This is a genomic window from Acinetobacter sp. 1294596 (genome assembly GCF_000582925.1).
Lineage (GTDB): Bacteria > Pseudomonadota > Gammaproteobacteria > Pseudomonadales > Moraxellaceae > Acinetobacter > Acinetobacter radioresistens.
In genome coordinates this window covers 13,952-30,739 of record NZ_JFCC01000008.1, presented here as the reverse complement: position 1 = coordinate 30,739, position 16,788 = coordinate 13,952, and the positions used below count along the sequence as shown (strand labels likewise).

Annotated in this window: 16 protein-coding genes; 7 read left to right on the top strand and 9 right to left on the bottom strand. The window is 42.1% G+C overall.

The window, feature by feature from the left end:
- Positions 1-37: 37 nt before the first annotated feature.
- Positions 38-697, bottom strand: coding sequence for a phosphatase PAP2 family protein (locus J502_RS05095; protein WP_005015957.1), 660 nt, complete (start codon positions 695-697; stop codon positions 38-40).
- A 502-nt stretch (positions 698-1,199) separates the two neighbouring features.
- On the opposite strand from J502_RS05095, the gene J502_RS05090 reads away from it, so the two are divergent.
- Both J502_RS05090 and J502_RS05085 read left to right on the top strand, forming a co-directional pair.
- Positions 1,200-2,492 (top strand): OmpP1/FadL family transporter, encoded by a 1,293-nt coding sequence (locus J502_RS05090; RefSeq protein ID WP_005015959.1) that lies wholly within the window; start codon positions 1,200-1,202, stop codon positions 2,490-2,492.
- Between the two features lie 309 nt (positions 2,493-2,801).
- Positions 2,802-4,022 carry an OmpP1/FadL family transporter gene (locus tag J502_RS05085; RefSeq protein ID WP_005015960.1) on the top strand — a complete coding sequence of 407 codons (1,221 nt, stop codon included), beginning with the start codon at positions 2,802-2,804 and terminating at the stop codon, positions 4,020-4,022.
- A gap of 69 nt (positions 4,023-4,091) precedes the next feature.
- Here the strand turns inward: J502_RS05085 and thrH are convergent, their stop codons facing one another.
- Positions 4,092-4,709, bottom strand: a complete 618-nt coding sequence (gene thrH, locus J502_RS05080; RefSeq protein ID WP_005015962.1) for a bifunctional phosphoserine phosphatase/homoserine phosphotransferase ThrH — start codon at positions 4,707-4,709, stop codon at positions 4,092-4,094.
- A gap of 199 nt (positions 4,710-4,908) precedes the next feature.
- Here thrH and J502_RS05075 point away from each other — a divergent pair, with 199 nt between their 5' ends.
- On the top strand, positions 4,909-5,643 hold the full coding sequence (locus J502_RS05075; protein ID WP_005015964.1) for a phosphoadenylyl-sulfate reductase: 735 nt from the start codon (positions 4,909-4,911) through the stop codon (positions 5,641-5,643).
- A 199-nt stretch (positions 5,644-5,842) separates the two neighbouring features.
- Entirely contained in the window at positions 5,843-7,228 is a 1,386-nt protein-coding gene (locus tag J502_RS05070; protein WP_034683351.1) for a WS/DGAT/MGAT family O-acyltransferase, read from the top strand.
- Between the two features lie 36 nt (positions 7,229-7,264).
- On the opposite strand, the gene J502_RS16925 is transcribed toward J502_RS05070, so the two are convergent.
- From J502_RS16925 to J502_RS05045, 6 genes are all read right to left on the bottom strand, one after another.
- The gene (locus J502_RS16925) at positions 7,265-7,438 is read right to left on the bottom strand and encodes a PA1571 family protein (protein WP_005015969.1); all 174 of its coding nucleotides are present in this window, start codon (positions 7,436-7,438) and stop codon (positions 7,265-7,267) included.
- A 134-nt stretch (positions 7,439-7,572) separates the two neighbouring features.
- A complete protein-coding gene (rng, locus tag J502_RS05065) occupies positions 7,573-9,027 on the bottom strand; it encodes a ribonuclease G (protein ID WP_005015970.1) in 1,455 nt (484 codons plus the stop codon).
- A gap of 38 nt (positions 9,028-9,065) precedes the next feature.
- A complete protein-coding gene (locus tag J502_RS05060; RefSeq protein ID WP_005024888.1) occupies positions 9,066-9,632 on the bottom strand; it encodes a Maf-like protein in 567 nt (188 codons plus the stop codon).
- Entirely contained in the window at positions 9,620-10,111 is a 492-nt protein-coding gene (mreD, locus tag J502_RS05055; protein WP_005024886.1) for a rod shape-determining protein MreD, read from the bottom strand. The genes J502_RS05060 and mreD overlap by 13 nt, the downstream gene beginning before the upstream one ends.
- Positions 10,098-10,955: a rod shape-determining protein MreC gene (gene mreC / locus J502_RS05050; protein WP_005024884.1), complete on the bottom strand. Its 858-nt coding sequence runs from the start codon at positions 10,953-10,955 to the stop codon at positions 10,098-10,100. The genes mreD and mreC overlap by 14 nt, the downstream gene beginning before the upstream one ends.
- Positions 10,956-10,970: 15 nt before the next feature.
- Positions 10,971-12,011, bottom strand: a complete 1,041-nt coding sequence (locus J502_RS05045; RefSeq protein ID WP_034683349.1) for a rod shape-determining protein — start codon at positions 12,009-12,011, stop codon at positions 10,971-10,973.
- A gap of 130 nt (positions 12,012-12,141) precedes the next feature.
- Between J502_RS05045 and gatC the strand changes: the two genes are divergently transcribed.
- From gatC to gatB, 3 genes are read left to right on the top strand one after another with little or no spacing between them, the layout of a single operon-like run.
- A complete protein-coding gene (gatC, locus tag J502_RS05040; RefSeq protein ID WP_005015990.1) occupies positions 12,142-12,456 on the top strand; it encodes an Asp-tRNA(Asn)/Glu-tRNA(Gln) amidotransferase subunit GatC in 315 nt (104 codons plus the stop codon).
- A gap of 51 nt (positions 12,457-12,507) precedes the next feature.
- The gene (gene gatA, locus J502_RS05035; RefSeq protein WP_034683348.1) at positions 12,508-13,986 is read left to right on the top strand and encodes an Asp-tRNA(Asn)/Glu-tRNA(Gln) amidotransferase subunit GatA; all 1,479 of its coding nucleotides are present in this window, start codon (positions 12,508-12,510) and stop codon (positions 13,984-13,986) included.
- Positions 13,986-15,467 carry an Asp-tRNA(Asn)/Glu-tRNA(Gln) amidotransferase subunit GatB gene (gatB, locus tag J502_RS05030; RefSeq protein WP_034683346.1) on the top strand — a complete coding sequence of 494 codons (1,482 nt, stop codon included), beginning with the start codon at positions 13,986-13,988 and terminating at the stop codon, positions 15,465-15,467. Before gatA ends, gatB begins: the two co-directional genes overlap by 1 nt.
- A gap of 46 nt (positions 15,468-15,513) precedes the next feature.
- On the opposite strand, the gene J502_RS05025 is transcribed toward gatB, so the two are convergent.
- Positions 15,514-16,434: a restriction endonuclease gene (locus J502_RS05025; RefSeq protein WP_248136801.1), complete on the bottom strand. Its 921-nt coding sequence runs from the start codon at positions 16,432-16,434 to the stop codon at positions 15,514-15,516.
- Positions 16,435-16,788: the final 354 nt, after the last annotated feature.

Here is a 16,788-nt window from a genome sequence, read left to right as displayed (position 1 = left end):
CTGTAGAAAGTAGTGAGCCAGAATCTCTAGTCAGTACTTAAAATTTGAGGATAATCTGGTATATCAGAACATTTACACACCAGCAGATCCACAATGTCCATAGATTATGACTTAAAAAATGGGCACCACGCATCATCTGTGCCCAGCCCATTGCAAAACCAAGTATTAAGCCAGCCACAAGAAAGAAACAGGCCTTTTTTATATTAGATAAGCGGTAAACAAAATAACCTGTTAATAAAGCAAAACCTGTTGAAGCATGGCCGCCTGGAAAGCAATGCCCATTTTTTGCTGAAAAATCCCAAGTAAACCCTGAAATAGAAGGGATAGTCATATTCCATGGACAAGCATATGCAGACTGCGACTTGATGAGACCAACGATACTGGTACATAACAGGGAGACCAGAAAAAAATAGCCCCACTTCATTTGATACATTTTAAGTTTTTGGCACTTAAATGAGCTTAACCAGCCCATAAAATAGCAGATATAAACAGCCATAATTATATCTTTTATATAGCTATGGTTGAGTTTCGCCAAATACCAGCTATCACGAAATAGGAATTCTCCCGAGTGGCTTACCCACGGTTGTATAAGAGATAAATCGATTAACCCGCCTACAGGGAAAAAAATTTTTAAGATAAAGAAATTTATAAATAATAAAATGTACTGATAAGACAAAAAATAGTTTGAGTTTTGCATCACAGAAAATTTAAATAAATATCCTCTTTATCTGAACAGATATTACTTAAAATCATCTTAAACTGACCCACTACTTCCTACTTAAAATCTTGTTTAAAGAAAATTAACCCATTCCTCCCTACAATGAATTCACTTAAATTAATTATTTGCTTAAATTTTGCTCTTGATTTTCTTGATTATTTTTAAAAATCTGAATAGTCAAATTTTAAATTTTAATTGAAAAAAGCGATTATTACATAATAACGATAAATTAATATTTTTATATTTCAATTACTTAATTTATTATTCTTTTTAAATTATAGAACATTTACTCCAGTTAGCATGTTTTTTCAACATATTTTTTTTATTTTTAAGTTCAAATAGAGCATTTACTCTTAGTTTAATTGTGCTATTTTTGTCACATGGAGTTAAGTTAGATTTTATCCCGGAAGAGGATGATCTCCAAAATTAAAAAGCATAGATCATGCACGTAAAACTTCCCGTATCTCAAGGAAAGACTAGAATGAAATTAAAAACTCTTAGCACAGCAATGATTTTAGCAATGCTACCTGCAACTGGGGTATTTGCAGCAGCTTTAGATCGTTCAGGTCAGTCGATCTCTGCATTCTTACAGCCAGGTAATTATTTTGAAGCCGGAATTTCTGTTCTTGATCCATCAGTTTCTGGTAAAGTTCAAAATAATTGGACGCCAGGAGGAGCTGCCGCACCATTAGCTCCTGCTTATCGAGGCACCTCAGTTGGCGAAATGGGTGATGATTATTATTTTCCAAGTGCAGCATTAAAATTTCAGTTAACTGATAATTTTTCATTTGGTATAATTTATGATCAGCCATTTGGAGCGAAAGCAACTTACCCTACTGATACTTATTTAAATCCTTTAGCTGGTGGTGTTTTCCATAATGGAACAGAAGGTACAGAAGTAGAAGTTAAATCAGAAAATATTACTATGCTTGTAGGTTATCAACCTATTGAAAATTTTAATATTTATGGTGGTGCTGTATACCAGTCAGTTGAAGGTAATGTTCAATTACGTGGTCTAGCATATGGCAGTACAACTGCATTAGGTCAATACAATGCTACAATGGAAGACGATAGTGCTGTAGGTTGGTTAGCGGGTATTGCTTACCAGATTCCTGAAATTGCTCTAAAAGCATCACTAACTTATCGTTCTGAAATTGATCATGATTTGAAAACAAATGAATATGGTCATAGTGATATTTTAGCTTTAGTAACGCAAAACCCTGCTGCTGCGCTTTATAATGTAAATACAAATACTAAAATTTCTACTCCTCAGTCTGTAAACCTTGATTTCCAAAGCGGTATTATGGCAGATACAGTAGCCTTTGCTAACGTACGCTGGGTCAACTGGAAGGATTTCTCAATTCGTCCACAGCAGTTTGAACGAGTTTCAAGAGCTTTAGGCGCGGCAGGTGCTACTCCTAATAATCCAAATGGCTTTGATATTGTTTCTTATACTGATGATCAAATCTCAGCTACTCTAGGCGTAGGCCGTAAATTTTCTGAACAATGGGCAGGTAACGTTTCTGTAGGTTGGGATTCAGGTGCTGGTAATCCAGTTTCTACTTTAGGCCCAACAGAAGGCTATTGGAATCTTGGTTTAGGTCTACAATTTAGCCCTGCACAAAACTACTTTATTGCGGGCGGTGTGAAATATTTCTGGTTAGGCGATGCAAAAGCTCAAGCTGCATCTGATTTCGGTTCTAATTCATATGTAGCTGATTTTGAAGATAACGATGCTTGGGGTTATGGTCTAAAAATTGGTTATCGTTTCTAAGGTAAATTATTTTAGAAAGGCTATCGCTTGCGGTAGCTTTTCTATTACTACTCTACTATACAAATTTTAAGTGTTGCTAATTTAGCCAAAAAAAATCCGGTTTTGTTTGGTATCTTTTTAAAACATTTACTCTAATTTTTTATTTATAAATCATTTATATACATCAGTATTCTTAGTCTTTTTACTCTAATCAAGCATATTTCTTGCATTCATCAGTTCATTTTTTAGACCGAGCTGAGCATTTACTCTTTTTTGTTTTGTGTTACTTTCCCTCAACTTTTTTGTTACATATGGCATCAGGGAAAGACCATGAAGCTCAATAAAATTTATTCCGCTATTCTTCTTAGCTCACTCCCTCTCACTGCGGTTAATGCGGGTGGTTTAGACCGTTCAGGTCAATCTATTCAGGCATTTTTACAGCCTGGAAACTATTTTGAGGCAGGTATTTCTATCCTTGATCCTGATGTTTCAGGTACTGACGCAAATGGGAATGTTGCTGGTGATATGGCTGGGGACTACTATTTCCCATCAGCGGCTTTGAAAATTCAAGCTACTGATAAAATTTCACTTGGTCTGATCTATGATCAGCCATTTGGTGCTGATGCCGAGTACAAAGGAAATAATAACTTTGTTGAAAACCGTATGGTTCCATTTAAAGGTGGTACTACCGTTGAAGTAGATACTCAAAACCTGAATTTTCTGATTGGCTATCAGCCTACTCAAAACTGGAATTTATATGCAGGTGCTGTTTATCAGACAGTTGATGGTACGGTGAAATTACGCGGTAATGCTTATAGCGCCTTCAATGGATATGATTTAAAAACAGGTGAAGACGAATCGGTAGGCTGGCTGGCTGGTATTGCTTATCAAATTCCTGAGATTGCCCTAAAAGCTGCTATAACCTATCGTTCTGAAATTGAGCATGATATGAATGCTTATGAGAATTTTGGCGCGGCAGGACTCACTGGTAATCCTCGACTTGATGGTGCAATGAACCAGATTAGTGCTACTTCTGGACGTACTGAATTAACCACACCACAGTCAGTTAATGTCGATTTTCAAACGGGCATTATGGAAAATACTGTCGCATTTGCCAATGTACGATGGGTAGAATGGTCCAAGTTTGCAGTTCAACCTTATAAATTCGGCAAGTTATCGCAAGTCCTTGGTCAATCAACTCCAGCTCTTGGCAAACCAAATGGCTTTAATCTGATTGACTATAAAGATGATCAGATTTCAGCAACGGTCGGTGTAGGTCGTAAATTTAATGATCTGTGGGCAGGTAATGTATCAGTAGGTTGGGATTCTGGTGCAGGTAATCCTGTAACAACTCTAGGCCCAACTGAAGGTTACTGGAGTATAGGTACAGGCGTACGTTTTTCACCGGCTGAAAATTACTTTATTGGTGCAGGTGTAAAATACTTCTGGTTAGGTGATGCTGATGCAGTAACAGGTGCTCATACGGCGGCAGGTACTTTTGAAAGTAATCATGCTATCGCTTATGGTCTAAATATTGGTTACAAATTCTAAAAATCTCATTAGACAATTTATAGAAAAAGGGCGCTTCAAGTGCCCTTTTTTAAGCTTATTTATAAAATCTTAAGCTGGAATATCGCGCAGTGACACTGAACGGATTGCCTCTTTTAAAGCAGCGTAACCATGAATTGCCTGGAACTGCGGGAACTCAGCGATTACATTTTCTGGCGCATCAAACAGGAAACCATGGTCTGCTTCACCCAGCATGGTTGTATCATTATACGAGTCCCCTGCTGCAATTACACGAAAGTTCAGGTTGTGGAGTGCCTTTACTGCCTCACGTTTCTGGTCTGGCTGACGTAATTTATAGGCAGTGATCATGCCTTTTTCATCTGTTTCCAGCTTGTGACAAAAAATAGTAGGCCAGCCCAACTGTTGCATCAATGGATGGGCAAATTCATAGAAAGTATCAGATAAAATAATCAGCTGGAAATGGGTACGGACCCACTCTACAAATTCTTTGGCGCCGGGTAATGGACCCATATCTGCAATCACGGCCTGAATATCATTTAAGCCTAAACCATGCTGCTTCAAGATATTTAAACGCTGAGTCATCAGGACATCGTAGTCAGGAATGTCTCGAGTAGTGGCTTCTAGTTCTTTAATCCCTGTTTTTTTTGCAAAGTTAATCCAGATTTCCGGGACTAATACCCCCTCAAGATCGAGACATACAATTTCCATGAATTCTCCAAGCATCATAAAAAAATCGGATTATCATAGCATTAACCCGATATATTTTGTGCAACTGTTTATTAATCAGTTTTATTCATAAGCTTTGTAGTTAATGTGCTAAGCAGCTTATTTCATTTCCCTTAAAATGTATTGCACTTTAGTGAATATATATTTTTACAGCGTCCAAGCCTTTGAGCCAGGAGCCTTCATGACTGCTATCCCAACCATTGATATAGTGGATGCCTTGGCATCTGAATATGCTGACAAATCTCCAAGCGAGATTCTGGAACTTGCCTTGAGTCAGGAAGGTGAAATTGCTATTTCATTTTCAGGGGCTGAAGATGTAGTCCTGATTGATATGGCCTCCCGCTTGGGAAAACCATTTCGGGTATTCAGTCTGGATACTGGCCGGCTGCATTCAGAAACCTATCAGTTTATTGAAAAAGTCCGCAATCATTACAACATTGAAATTGAAATTTGTTTTCCTGAAGCAGAACCCTTACTCGATATGGTAAATCGTAAAGGCCTGTTTAGCTTCTATGTTGATGGCCATCAGGAATGCTGTGGTATTCGTAAAGTTCAGCCATTACGCAAGAAACTAGCGACTTTAGATGGCTGGATTACCGGTCAGCGTCGTGACCAGAGTCCGGGAACCCGTACTGAAATACCAGTAGTTCAGGCAGACACAGGTTTTTCTGGGCCGGGTAAACAGTTAATCAAGTATAACCCGCTGGCCAACTGGTCAAGCAGTGATGTCTGGAGTTATATCCGTTTAATGGAAATTCCATATAATGCCCTGCATGAACGTGGTTTTATCTCAATCGGCTGTGAACCTTGTACTAAAGCTGTTTTACCAAATCAGCATGAACGTGAAGGGCGCTGGTGGTGGGAAGAAGCCACCCATAAAGAATGTGGTCTGCATGCTGGTAATTTAAAGAAGTAATATCAGTCAAAAAACCGCTCATACCTAACTGAGAGTCTTAACAGTTGATTGGGCGGTTTTTTATTTAACTGATGAATTCACATAAATTTATGCTGCGTCTGGACTGAAAGATTATATACTGTAACGCGTGTTCTATAATTCTAACAATGAGCAGCTCAATAAGAGCTGACAGATCCATTGCAGTGAGGCAATCAACGCTATGCGTCCATTACACCCAATTGATTTCATTTTTTTATCATTAGAAAAACGTCAACAGCCCATGCATGTAGGCGGTCTATTCCTGTTTGAAATTCCTGAACATGCACCCGCGACTTTTATACAAGATTTGGTACAGGATATTCGTAACTCAAAATCAATTCCGATACCACCCTTTAATAACCGGCTAAGTGGCCTGTTTTGGGATGAAGATGAAGAGTTTGATCTGGATCATCACTTCCGCCATATTTCACTGCCTCATCCAGGACGTATTCGCGAACTATTAGCTTATATTTCTCAAGAACATAGTACACTTATTGATCGCGCAAAACCGCTCTGGACCTGTAATATTATTGAAGGTATTGAAGGCAACCGATTTGCTATGTACTTCAAAATTCATCATGCCATGGTTGATGGAATTGCAGGAATGCGACTGGTTGAAAAATCACTATCTAAAGACCAGCAGGCTAAAAGTATTGTACCGCCATGGTGTGTAGAAGGCCCACGAGCCAAACGCCTTAAAGAAGCTAAAAAAGGAAGTACAAAGAAAATTCTTGGATTACTTAAAGACCAGTTTGAAGCTGTACCTAAAGTAATGTATGAACTGTCACAGACAGTGATGAAAGATATGGGCCGTAATCCGCACTATGTTTCTAGCTTTCAGGCACCGAAAAGTATACTCAATCAGCGGGTCAGTGCTTCACGACGTTTTGCAGCACAATCTTTTGAGTTGAACCGTTTGCGTAGTATCGCAAGTGCATTGGATGTAACTATTAATGATGTAATTCTGGCAGTGTGTTCGGGTGCTTTACGTGAATATCTTCTTAGCCAGAACAGTTTCCCGGCCAAGCCATTAATTGCCTTGGTTCCAGCTTCTATCCGGGATGATGACTCAGATGTGAGCAACCGGATCACCATGATTCTGGCCAATCTGGGTACACATCAGGCAGATCCACTGAAACGGCTGGAAACTATTCGCCGGAGTGTACTAAATGCTAAACAGCGCTTTAAACGGATGACATCAGGTCAGATTCTGAATTACAGCGCATTGGTATACTCTGCCGCAGGACTTAATATACTTTCAGGAATGATGCCTAAACGTCAGGCCTTTAACTTGGTAATTTCTAATGTGCCGGGTCCACGTGAACCCTTGTACTGGAATGGTGCAAAGTTGGATGCACTTTTTCCTGCTTCGATTGTACTGGATGGACAAGCTTTAAATATTACCATGACCAGTTATCTGGACAAACTCGAGGTCGGCTTAATCGCCTGTCGCAATGCATTACCCAAAATGCAGAATCTGCTTACCCATTTGGAAGATGAAATACAACGTTTTGAATCACTGATTGAAGCTGAAACGTTTGAGAAGAATCTGACTGTAACAGGTTAAAGGACAGTAGAAAATTGAGGGGCAGAATTAAGCCCCTTATTTTTTAATAGTACGGCACTGTTTTAAAAGCTGGTGACAAACCGAGCGGATCATCGCAGTAGTAATCTGGATTTCTCGACCATCATCATCAAGCATATAGCATGTATTGACTTTTTTTGAATCAAGTACGTGTTGAAAACCTTTATGAATAATTCTTTCACTAACATTCATGTCATTTACCTCATTTGCTAAGACTACATAGGGGAGAAAAGTCTTTGGCTACCCAATGCATCTAGTATTGAAAATTCATGCATGAAAGTAAAATTTCAGTTGTAACAAGGATTAAGCGAAATTCTGTTACAACTTTAGCTTAAGATGATGTCATATTGCTCTTGCGTATACAGATTTTCGACCTGGAACTTAATTACCCGATTTACAAAATGCTCTAAATCAGCCACTGCTGGTGCTTCTGCTGTTAATAGACGGTCTATGACCGCAGGATGGGCAACTACTGTAAAGCCACTTTGTGATTCAAATGCCCGAGCATAGCGCATAATTTCTCGAAATATCTCGTAACATACTGTTTCTGCTGTCTTCACATATCCCCGTCCCTGACAGGTTGGGCAAGCTTCACATAATAGATGTTCTAAAGACTCCCGAGTTCGTTTCCGGGTCATTTCTACCAGTCCCAATTCGGAAACTTGTGTAATTTTAGTTTTGGCATGATCCCGTTCCAGCATTTTTTCAAACTGGTGCATGACTTCATTGCGGTGGTTCGCTTCCTGCATGTCAATAAAATCAATAATAATGATGCCGCCCAAGTTGCGTAGTCGTAACTGCCGGACAATCACTTGAGTGGCTTCCATATTGGTTTTAAAGACCGTATCTTCAAGTGAACGGCCGCCCACATAGGAACCTGTATTAACATCAATAGTAGTCATGGCTTCAGTCTGATCAATCATCAGATAGCCACCTGATTTTAAGGCCACTCGTGTCTGCAAGGCTTTTTGCAGGTCTTCTTCGACATTATACAAGTCGAAAAGTGGGCGCTCACCTGGGTAGTGAATCAGACGATCTTGCATACCCGGTACGAACTCTTCAATAAATTCGCTCAGTTTGGTATAGATTTCCCGCGAATCAATATAGATTTTGGCAGTTTCTTCATTGGCCAGATCACGGATAACACGCTGAGGCAAAGGTAATTCTTCAAAAATCAGAGATGGGACAGTGGTAGCACGCTGTTTGCGCTGAATATATTCCCAAAGCTTGGCAAGGTAGGCCATATCTTGGGCAATATCTGCTTCATCGACGCCATCAGCTGCCGTACGCACAATTACACTACCTGGTAAATCGTGCTGTTGCTGAATTTTCTCAATCAGTGAACGCAGCCGGTCACGCTCTTCTTCTGATTCGATTCGCTGTGAAACCCCAATGTGATTTCCAAATGGCATCAGTACCAGATAGCGGGAAGGAATTGAAAGGTCAGTAGACAGCCGCGCGCCTTTAGTACCCAGCATATCTTTCATAACCTGCACCGTCAAAATCTGGCCGGGCTGTAATAATTCAAATACATTGGGAGTAGACTGGTTGCGGGGCCAGATCATGTCATTGATATGTAAAAAAGCTGTACGTGAAAGGCCAATATCGACAAAAGCAGCCTGCATGCCAGGCAATACACGGACTACCTTGCCTTTATAGATATTTCCCACCAGACCACGCTTGACAGTCCGTTCAACAAACAGTTCATTGACCGTACCATTTTCAACTAATGCGACCCGACATTCCATAGGGGTGACATTAATGAGTAGCTCATCAGACATACTAAAACTCAAAACATTATAAAAATTCTTTCCAGCGGTTAATTTAGTGCCTTAACTGCTTTTAATAACTGTATTGTCTCATGTAACGGCAACCCGACTACATTGGTGTAGCTGCCAAAAATCCGGGGAATATATTGCGCTGCAATGCCCTGTATGGCATATGCACCCGCTTTGCCTTCTGGCTCTCCGGTCGCCCAATAACGCTCCATGTCGTTTGGACTGAGTGTTTGAAATTCAACCTGGGTATGTACCACTATACTCGAAATCTGCCGGGATGTGGCAATACAGACCCCTGAAAAAACATCATGGTGTCTGCCAGATAATTTTGACCAGATTTCAAAGGCATGCTGCTTCGATTCAGGTTTACCAATAATGGTACCATCCAGCCCGAGACTGGTATCGGCAGCAATAATCACAGATTCAGGATATTGTGCAAGTACTGCCTGTGCTTTTTGACGAGCCAGACGCTCTACGTACTCACCGACACTTTCACCTGCTCTTGTGCTCTCGTCAATATCAGGACTGTGAATATCGAATTCCAGTCCTAATTGCCTGAGCAGCTCCTGTCGCCTTGGCGAACTTGAGGCCAGAATCAGATGCGCCATTTTCGCAGCAGGTAATAAAGGATGGGCCAGCACAAAATACTGCTAAGCAATGGCTGCCAGTGCCGTGCAATTGAAAAATGCAGCCCGGCCATAACCTGGGTAAACCAGGTAAATAGCAAATGGGCAAAAATTGCTAGCGTTGCCAGTACCCATAAATTACCAAAGGTTAAAATCCGGCGTTCACGAGTAAACCAGCGTACGACAAAGGTGATCAGCACAAAACTGAGTGCATTCATTCCCAGGGGCGCATCACGTAGCAAGTCTGTAAAAATGCCCACTGCAAAGGCAAACCAGACACCTGTCCAGCTTGGCTGACACAATATCCAGAACAGCATGATCATCAGCATAAATAATGGCCGCCATCCGGAAATGTCATAAGACAGTGGATAGACCATTAATACTGACCCGACTATGACTGACAGGATAATGACAATCAATGGATCTTTACGCTTTTCATAACGCAACTTAGCGATTGGCATAGGGTTGCTCCATCGCTAGAGAGTCCGAAAACAGGATCACCACATGATGTCCACCAGCCAGCTGTGCAGCTGGAATCACCTGAATCTGGGCGAACTCACCTGAATTATGGCGTCTGACTTTAGATACGGTACCCACCAGATAGCCTGCCGGAAAATGTTCACCTAACCCTGAAGTATAGATTTTGTCTCCCGGTTTGATATCTGCACTGGTCGGCACGTATTCCATTTTCAGCAGCCCGAGATCGCCTGTTCCTGCCACAATGGCACGCATACCGGTCCGTTCCAGACGTACAGATAGCGAATGTTCCTTGTCCGAGAGCAACATTACACGGCTAGAATGCGGATAGACATCAATGATCTGCCCCATTACTCCACGGTCATCCAGCACAGTCTGCCCCACCTTGAGCTGATTGCTGGCTCCCCGGTTAATAATAATGATATGCCGTAAGGGATCAGCATCAGTACCGATGACTTCTGCAATTTCCATACGACCATCAATAATAAGTGGTGTATCGAGCAGACCGCGTAAACGTGTATTCTCGGCAGAGAGCTCTGACAATTTTTGTAGACGCACCTGAGCCTGTAACAGCTCGGCCTGCATCGCAGTATTTTCACGGCGCAGCTGGGCTTCAGATTTGGTTTGTTGACTCAGCCATTCTCTCGACAACACGGGATAGCTTGCCAGTGCATAAATAGGATTATATGCAGCGTACAGGACTTCCCTGGCAGGTTGCACCACATGCGGCATGCGCCAGTCAAAAAACAGCACAATAAGGCAGGTGATCACCGCTATGATGAATGAGCGAAAAGATGGCGGTTGTCTTGAAAAAAGATTCGGTTGCACCGCCTGGTTCCTAACTTAACCTACAAACAGCATATCATGATTCGGATTATCGAAGAATTCGAGTACCTTACCGCCACCGCGAGTCACACAGGTCAGTGGATCTTCTGCAACCATAACAGGCAGTCCGGTTTCCTGAGCCAGCAGTTTGTCCAGATTACGCAGCAATGCACCACCGCCTGTAAGCACAATTCCGCGCTCGGCAATATCAGAGGACAGCTCTGGTGGAGTCTGTTCAAGTGCCGATTTTACTGCACTGACAATATTGGAAAGCGGATCAGCAATGGCCTGAGTAATTTCATCAGAGGTTACGGTAATTGAACGGGGAACGCCTTCAGCCAGGTTACGGCCACGCACTTCGATTTCAAGTGTTGTACCGTCTCCGATCGCCATACCCACTTTTTTCTTGATCAGTTCCGCAGTCGTTTCACCAATCACGCAACCATGTGCTTTACGCACATAATTAATGATCTGCTCATCAAAAACATCACCACCAATACGTAGAGAATCTGCGTACACACAACCCTGTAGGGAAATAATCGCAATTTCAGTGGTACCGCCACCAACATCAACCACCATAGAACCACACGCCTGCTCAACCGGCATACCTGCACCGATTGCAGCCGCCATCGGCTCTTCAATCAGGCGGACATCACGCGCACCTGCATTAAATACCGCTTCACGAATAGCACGACGCTCAACCAGTGTCGATTTGCATGGTACACACACCACAACACGTGGTGCAGGTGGAAACAGGCGCTTCTCATGGACTTTGCCAATGAACTGGTTCAGCATGGTCTCAGTTACTTCAAAGTCGGCAATTACGCCATCTTTCATCGGACGTATGGCAGAAATATTTGCCGGGGTACGTCCAAGCATCTGTTTCGCATCCAGGCCTACGGCGGCAACAATTTTCTGTGAACCACTGTGACGGATCGCGACAACTGTCGGTTCATTCAGAATGATGCCCCGCCCTGGTGCATAAATAAGTGTATTTGCTGTACCTAAATCAATGGCTAGATCCGGCGAAAACAAGCCAATTAGTCGTTTTAGAATCACGGGTCGTTCTCAGTTAAACTTTATGTGGACGCAAGGTGGCAACTTTAACTAAATGTAGTGCGTTGAACAAGTCAATCGCTTATTATAACGCACGATATTTTGAATTTTTTAATACTGATTAGGTGATGGTATGTCTACACCGGATGCTCAGCATTCTGCAGATTTAAATGCACAAACAGTTTCAGCAATCGCCAATCTTGCACGTCTTTCGCTCAATGATACGCAATCTGCTGAATATGCTCAAAGTCTAAATAAAATTTTAGGCATGATGGATACCTTAAAGGCAATCGATACTGAGGGTGTTGAACCGCTAAAAAGTCCATTTGATCACCCTCAGCCATTACGTCAGGATGTTGTGACTGAAACCAATCATCGTGAAGAATATCAGGCAGTTGCCCCAGCTACTGAAGCGGGGCTGTATCTGGTTCCACGTGTAATTGAATAATTATCTGGTCAACTTCTGTACTTCAAAACTGAACCTAAAAGAATTTAACTCATGACTGATTTGCATCGTTTATCGATTCGTGAACTTGCCGAAGGCTTAAAAACAGCCCAGTTTTCCTCGCGCGAATTGACTCAGCACTATTTAAACCGTATTGAAAAAATTGATGCGCAGGTTAACAGCTATGTCACTGTAACTGCCGAACAGGCACTGGCTCAAGCTGATGCTGCTGATGCTGCGATTAAAACCGGTACCGCAACTGTACTTACCGGCGTACCTATCGCACATAAAGATATTTTCTGTACTCAAGGTATTAAAACCACTGCCGGCTCTAAAATGCTGGACAACTTTATTTCCCCTTACGATGCTACCGTAGTTGCTAAGGGCAAAGCAGCCGGTCTGGTCACACTAGGTAAAGTGAATATGGATGAATTCGCTATGGGTTCAACCTCCGAGAATTCATTTTACGGTGCGACCAAAAACCCGTGGAATTTAAGCTGTGTACCGGGTGGATCATCGGGTGGTTCGGCAGCGGCTGTGGCAGCAGATCTTGCTCCGTTTGCCACCGGCACCGATACCGGTGGTTCAATCCGTCAGCCTGCATCTTTTTGTGGTCTCACTGGTCTGAAACCTACCTATGGCCGTGTATCCCGTTTCGGAATGATTGCCTATGCCTCGTCACTGGATCAAGGTGGCCCGATGGCACGTTCTGCTGAAGACTGTGCTTATTTGATGAATGTCATGGCCGGCCATGATGAAAAAGACTCGACCTCCATGAATCAGGAAGTCGATGATTATGTAGCCAACTTGAATACAGCTTCTGTTAAAGGTTTACGTGTTGGTATTCCTAAGCAGTATTTTCAGGTTGATGGGTTGAATGCTGAAGTGAAAGCGCGTGTTGAAGAGTCATTGAAAAAGCTCGAAGAAATGGGCGCGATTCTGGTTGAAATTGACCTAAACATGACTGAGGCTTACGTTCCAACTTATTATCTGATTGCTCCGGCCGAGGCCTCATCCAACCTGTCACGTTATGACGGCGTGCGTTATGGCTATCGCTGTGAAAATCCGGTGGACTTGATGGATCTTTACAAACGTTCGCGTTCGGAAGGTTTTGGTACAGAAGTCCAGCGCCGGATCCTGATTGGAACCTATGCCCTGTCAGCCGGTTATTATGATGCTTACTATGTCAAAGCCCAGAAAGTTCGTCGCCTGATTCAGCAGGATTTTCTGAAAGCCTTTGAACAGGTCGATGTGATTGCAGCTCCAAGTGCGCCGACTACTGCCTATCAGCTGGGTGCTGCACAAGATACGGTAGTCATGTATCTGGGCGATATCTATACCCTTGCGGTCAACCTTGCCGGTCTGCCAGCTATTAATGCGCCAATTGGTTTCGATGCCAACCAGCTGCCTGTAGGCCTGCAACTGATTGGTAATTACTGGTCTGAGTCACAACTGCTGTCTGTAGTACACCAGTATCAGCAGGTAACCGACTGGCACACCCAACGTGCGGCAATTGCTGAGGAGAATGCATAATGGCTCAAGCTCAAAAATCGGCTAAACCGAAGTCCAACCTGATTGATGGTTGGGAAGTCGTTATTGGGATCGAGATTCACACTCAACTTGCGACCAAATCGAAAATCTTCTCAGGTTCATCGACTGAATTCGGTCAAGACCCAAATACACAAGCCAGCCTGGTTGATCTGGCCATGCCGGGCGTATTGCCAGTACTCAACAAAGAAGTAGTGGATTTAGCGATTCGCTTTGGTTTGGGTATTGATGCCTACATTGACCAAGCATCTGTGTTTGCACGTAAAAACTACTTTTACCCGGATTCTCCAAAAGGTTACCAGATTAGCCAGATGGACAATCCGATTGTGGGCTTGGGTCATATCGACATCCAGCTTGAAGATGGTACAGTTAAACGCATTGGCGTGACGCGTGCGCACCTTGAGGAAGATGCTGGTAAATCAATCCATGACCAGTTTGAAGGCATGTCAGGCATTGACTTGAACCGTGCAGGTACGCCACTTTTAGAGATCGTATCTGAACCGGATATGCGCTCAGTTGAAGAAGCGGTTGCCTACATTAAAGCGATTCACACGCTAGTGCGTTGGTTAGGGATCTCTGACGGTAACATGGCAGAAGGTTCGTTCCGTGCCGATTGTAACGTGTCTTTACGCCGTCCGGGTCAACCGTTCGGTACACGTTGTGAGTTGAAAAACCTCAACTCATTCCGTTTCATTGAACAAGCGATTAACGTGGAAATCGAACGTCAAATGGAAATCCTTGAATGGGATGGCACGATTGACCAAGAAACACGTTTATTTGACCCTGTGAAGATGGAAACGCGTTCAATGCGTTCAAAAGAAGAAGCGAACGATTACCGCTACTTCCCTGACCCAGACTTGTTACCTGTCATTATTGCTGATGAGCAAATCGAAGCAATTAAAGCGACCATGCCTGAGCTTCCTGCTGCACGTCGTGCGCGTTTCGTAGCTGACTTTGGTGTGACTGAGTACGATGCACACGTATTAACGCTGACTCGTGAAATGTCAGAGTTCTACGAAGAAGTCGTTAAGGCTGCTGGCGGTGCTGCGCAAGGTAAGATTGCTGCAAACTGGGTGATGGGTGAATTCTCAGGTGCGTTAAACAAAGCGGGCTTAGAGCTTGCTGACTCTCCTGTAACAGCAGAAAAACTTGGCGGTATGATCGCGCGTATTGTCGATAACACAATTAACGGTAAAATCGCGAAACAAGTGTTCGGCTTTATGTGGGAAGAAGGCAAAACTGCGGACGAGATTATTGCTGAAAAAGGCTTGAAACAGGAAACTGATACAGGTGCAATTGAAGCAATTATTAAGGACGTACTTGCTGCCAACGAGAAGATGGTTGACGAGTATAAATCTGGTAAAGAGAAAGCCTTTAACGGTCTTGTTGGTCAAGTGATGAAAGCAGCAAAAGGTAAAGCGAACCCTGCGCAAGTCAATGAGTTGATGAAGAAATTGATTGGTTAAGGCTGATTGATTTTGGAATAGAAAACCCGCTTTAGAGCGGGTTTTTTTATTCAATATAAGTAGTGTTTAAAAGGGCCTCAGAGGTTTGTGAAACATGTCGTCTACTTCTTCTTATAATATCTTTCAATGATTCTATGCCTTGTAAGAAAGTGAATAAATGACTCGACTCTAGAAGCAAAAGTGTTGTTCTTCTACCTGATGCTTCCTTAATAGCTTGGGAAGAATAACCAGACATCGAAACAAAGATGCCCATTGTGTTGTCAGCCATTTTATCAATTTTAGCTTTAAAACTATCAATGGCTTCTGAACCAGTTTGGTTTTTCGTAAACTTTAATTCAACTAAATAAGTAGTCCCATCTATCGTTAATGAGCCATCTATCTGCCGACCATCTACTTTATATGGTGTCCTAGATTGAATATCAGAATAGTCTAAGGCTTCATAAAACCATTTTTCAAAATCATAACCACCTTGTTGAGTACCAACGAATGGCAGCAGGCTATAAAGTTGCTGTTGTAAACTTTCCCTATCAACAAGTGATTTTCTAATTTCATTTTGGATTTCTTTAACGTTATCTTTTGTCTTTTGCTTTTCTTGCTCTGATTTAAGATCGTCTAATTTCTGATTTATATAAGATCTTAACTCTACAACAGACTTATGCGCTTGCTGTATTTTTAAATCTGAATCCTCCCATCCACGAAGATCAGGAAAAGTTCTTTGTTCAGACAATTCATAAGCCCATTTAAGTACAACAGATTTACCTTTCTGATTTTTTGATAAGGCAGTAAATAGTCTATCTAAAAATTCACGTTTTGATTCTCCATCTCCCCAACTTGAAATTATATGTTCACTTATACCTGTATTTCTTAAAAAATTCTTTAAGGTCTGTTTTCTCCAAAAAGATCTTAATAATGCTTCGTATACAAGTAAAACTAAACGTGCATTAACCTCAAGTTCAGCAATCCCCATTATAAATTTTGCCTCTTTTTATTGATCACCTTTTAGATCAAATTATAACCCATGAAATAATGAAAATTTAAAACTGAGGGAAAGCATTATCATTTAATTTTCATAAATTTAATCCAAGCACTTCACACCAAAAACAACATGACCATTAAAAAGTATCATCTATCGCCAAACTCGAAGACTTAGGAGACGCCTAGCTTCCTCACCCCTTGCGCAGCAGTGCTGCTCATCCCAATGGGAGAGGGAATGTCATTTGATTAATTTGATACGCGAAGTTCCCTCTCCTTTCTTAAAGGAGAGGGTTAGGGAGAGGATTATTTTTATGCTATAAAACAAAAAAGTCGCAGAAAAACAAAA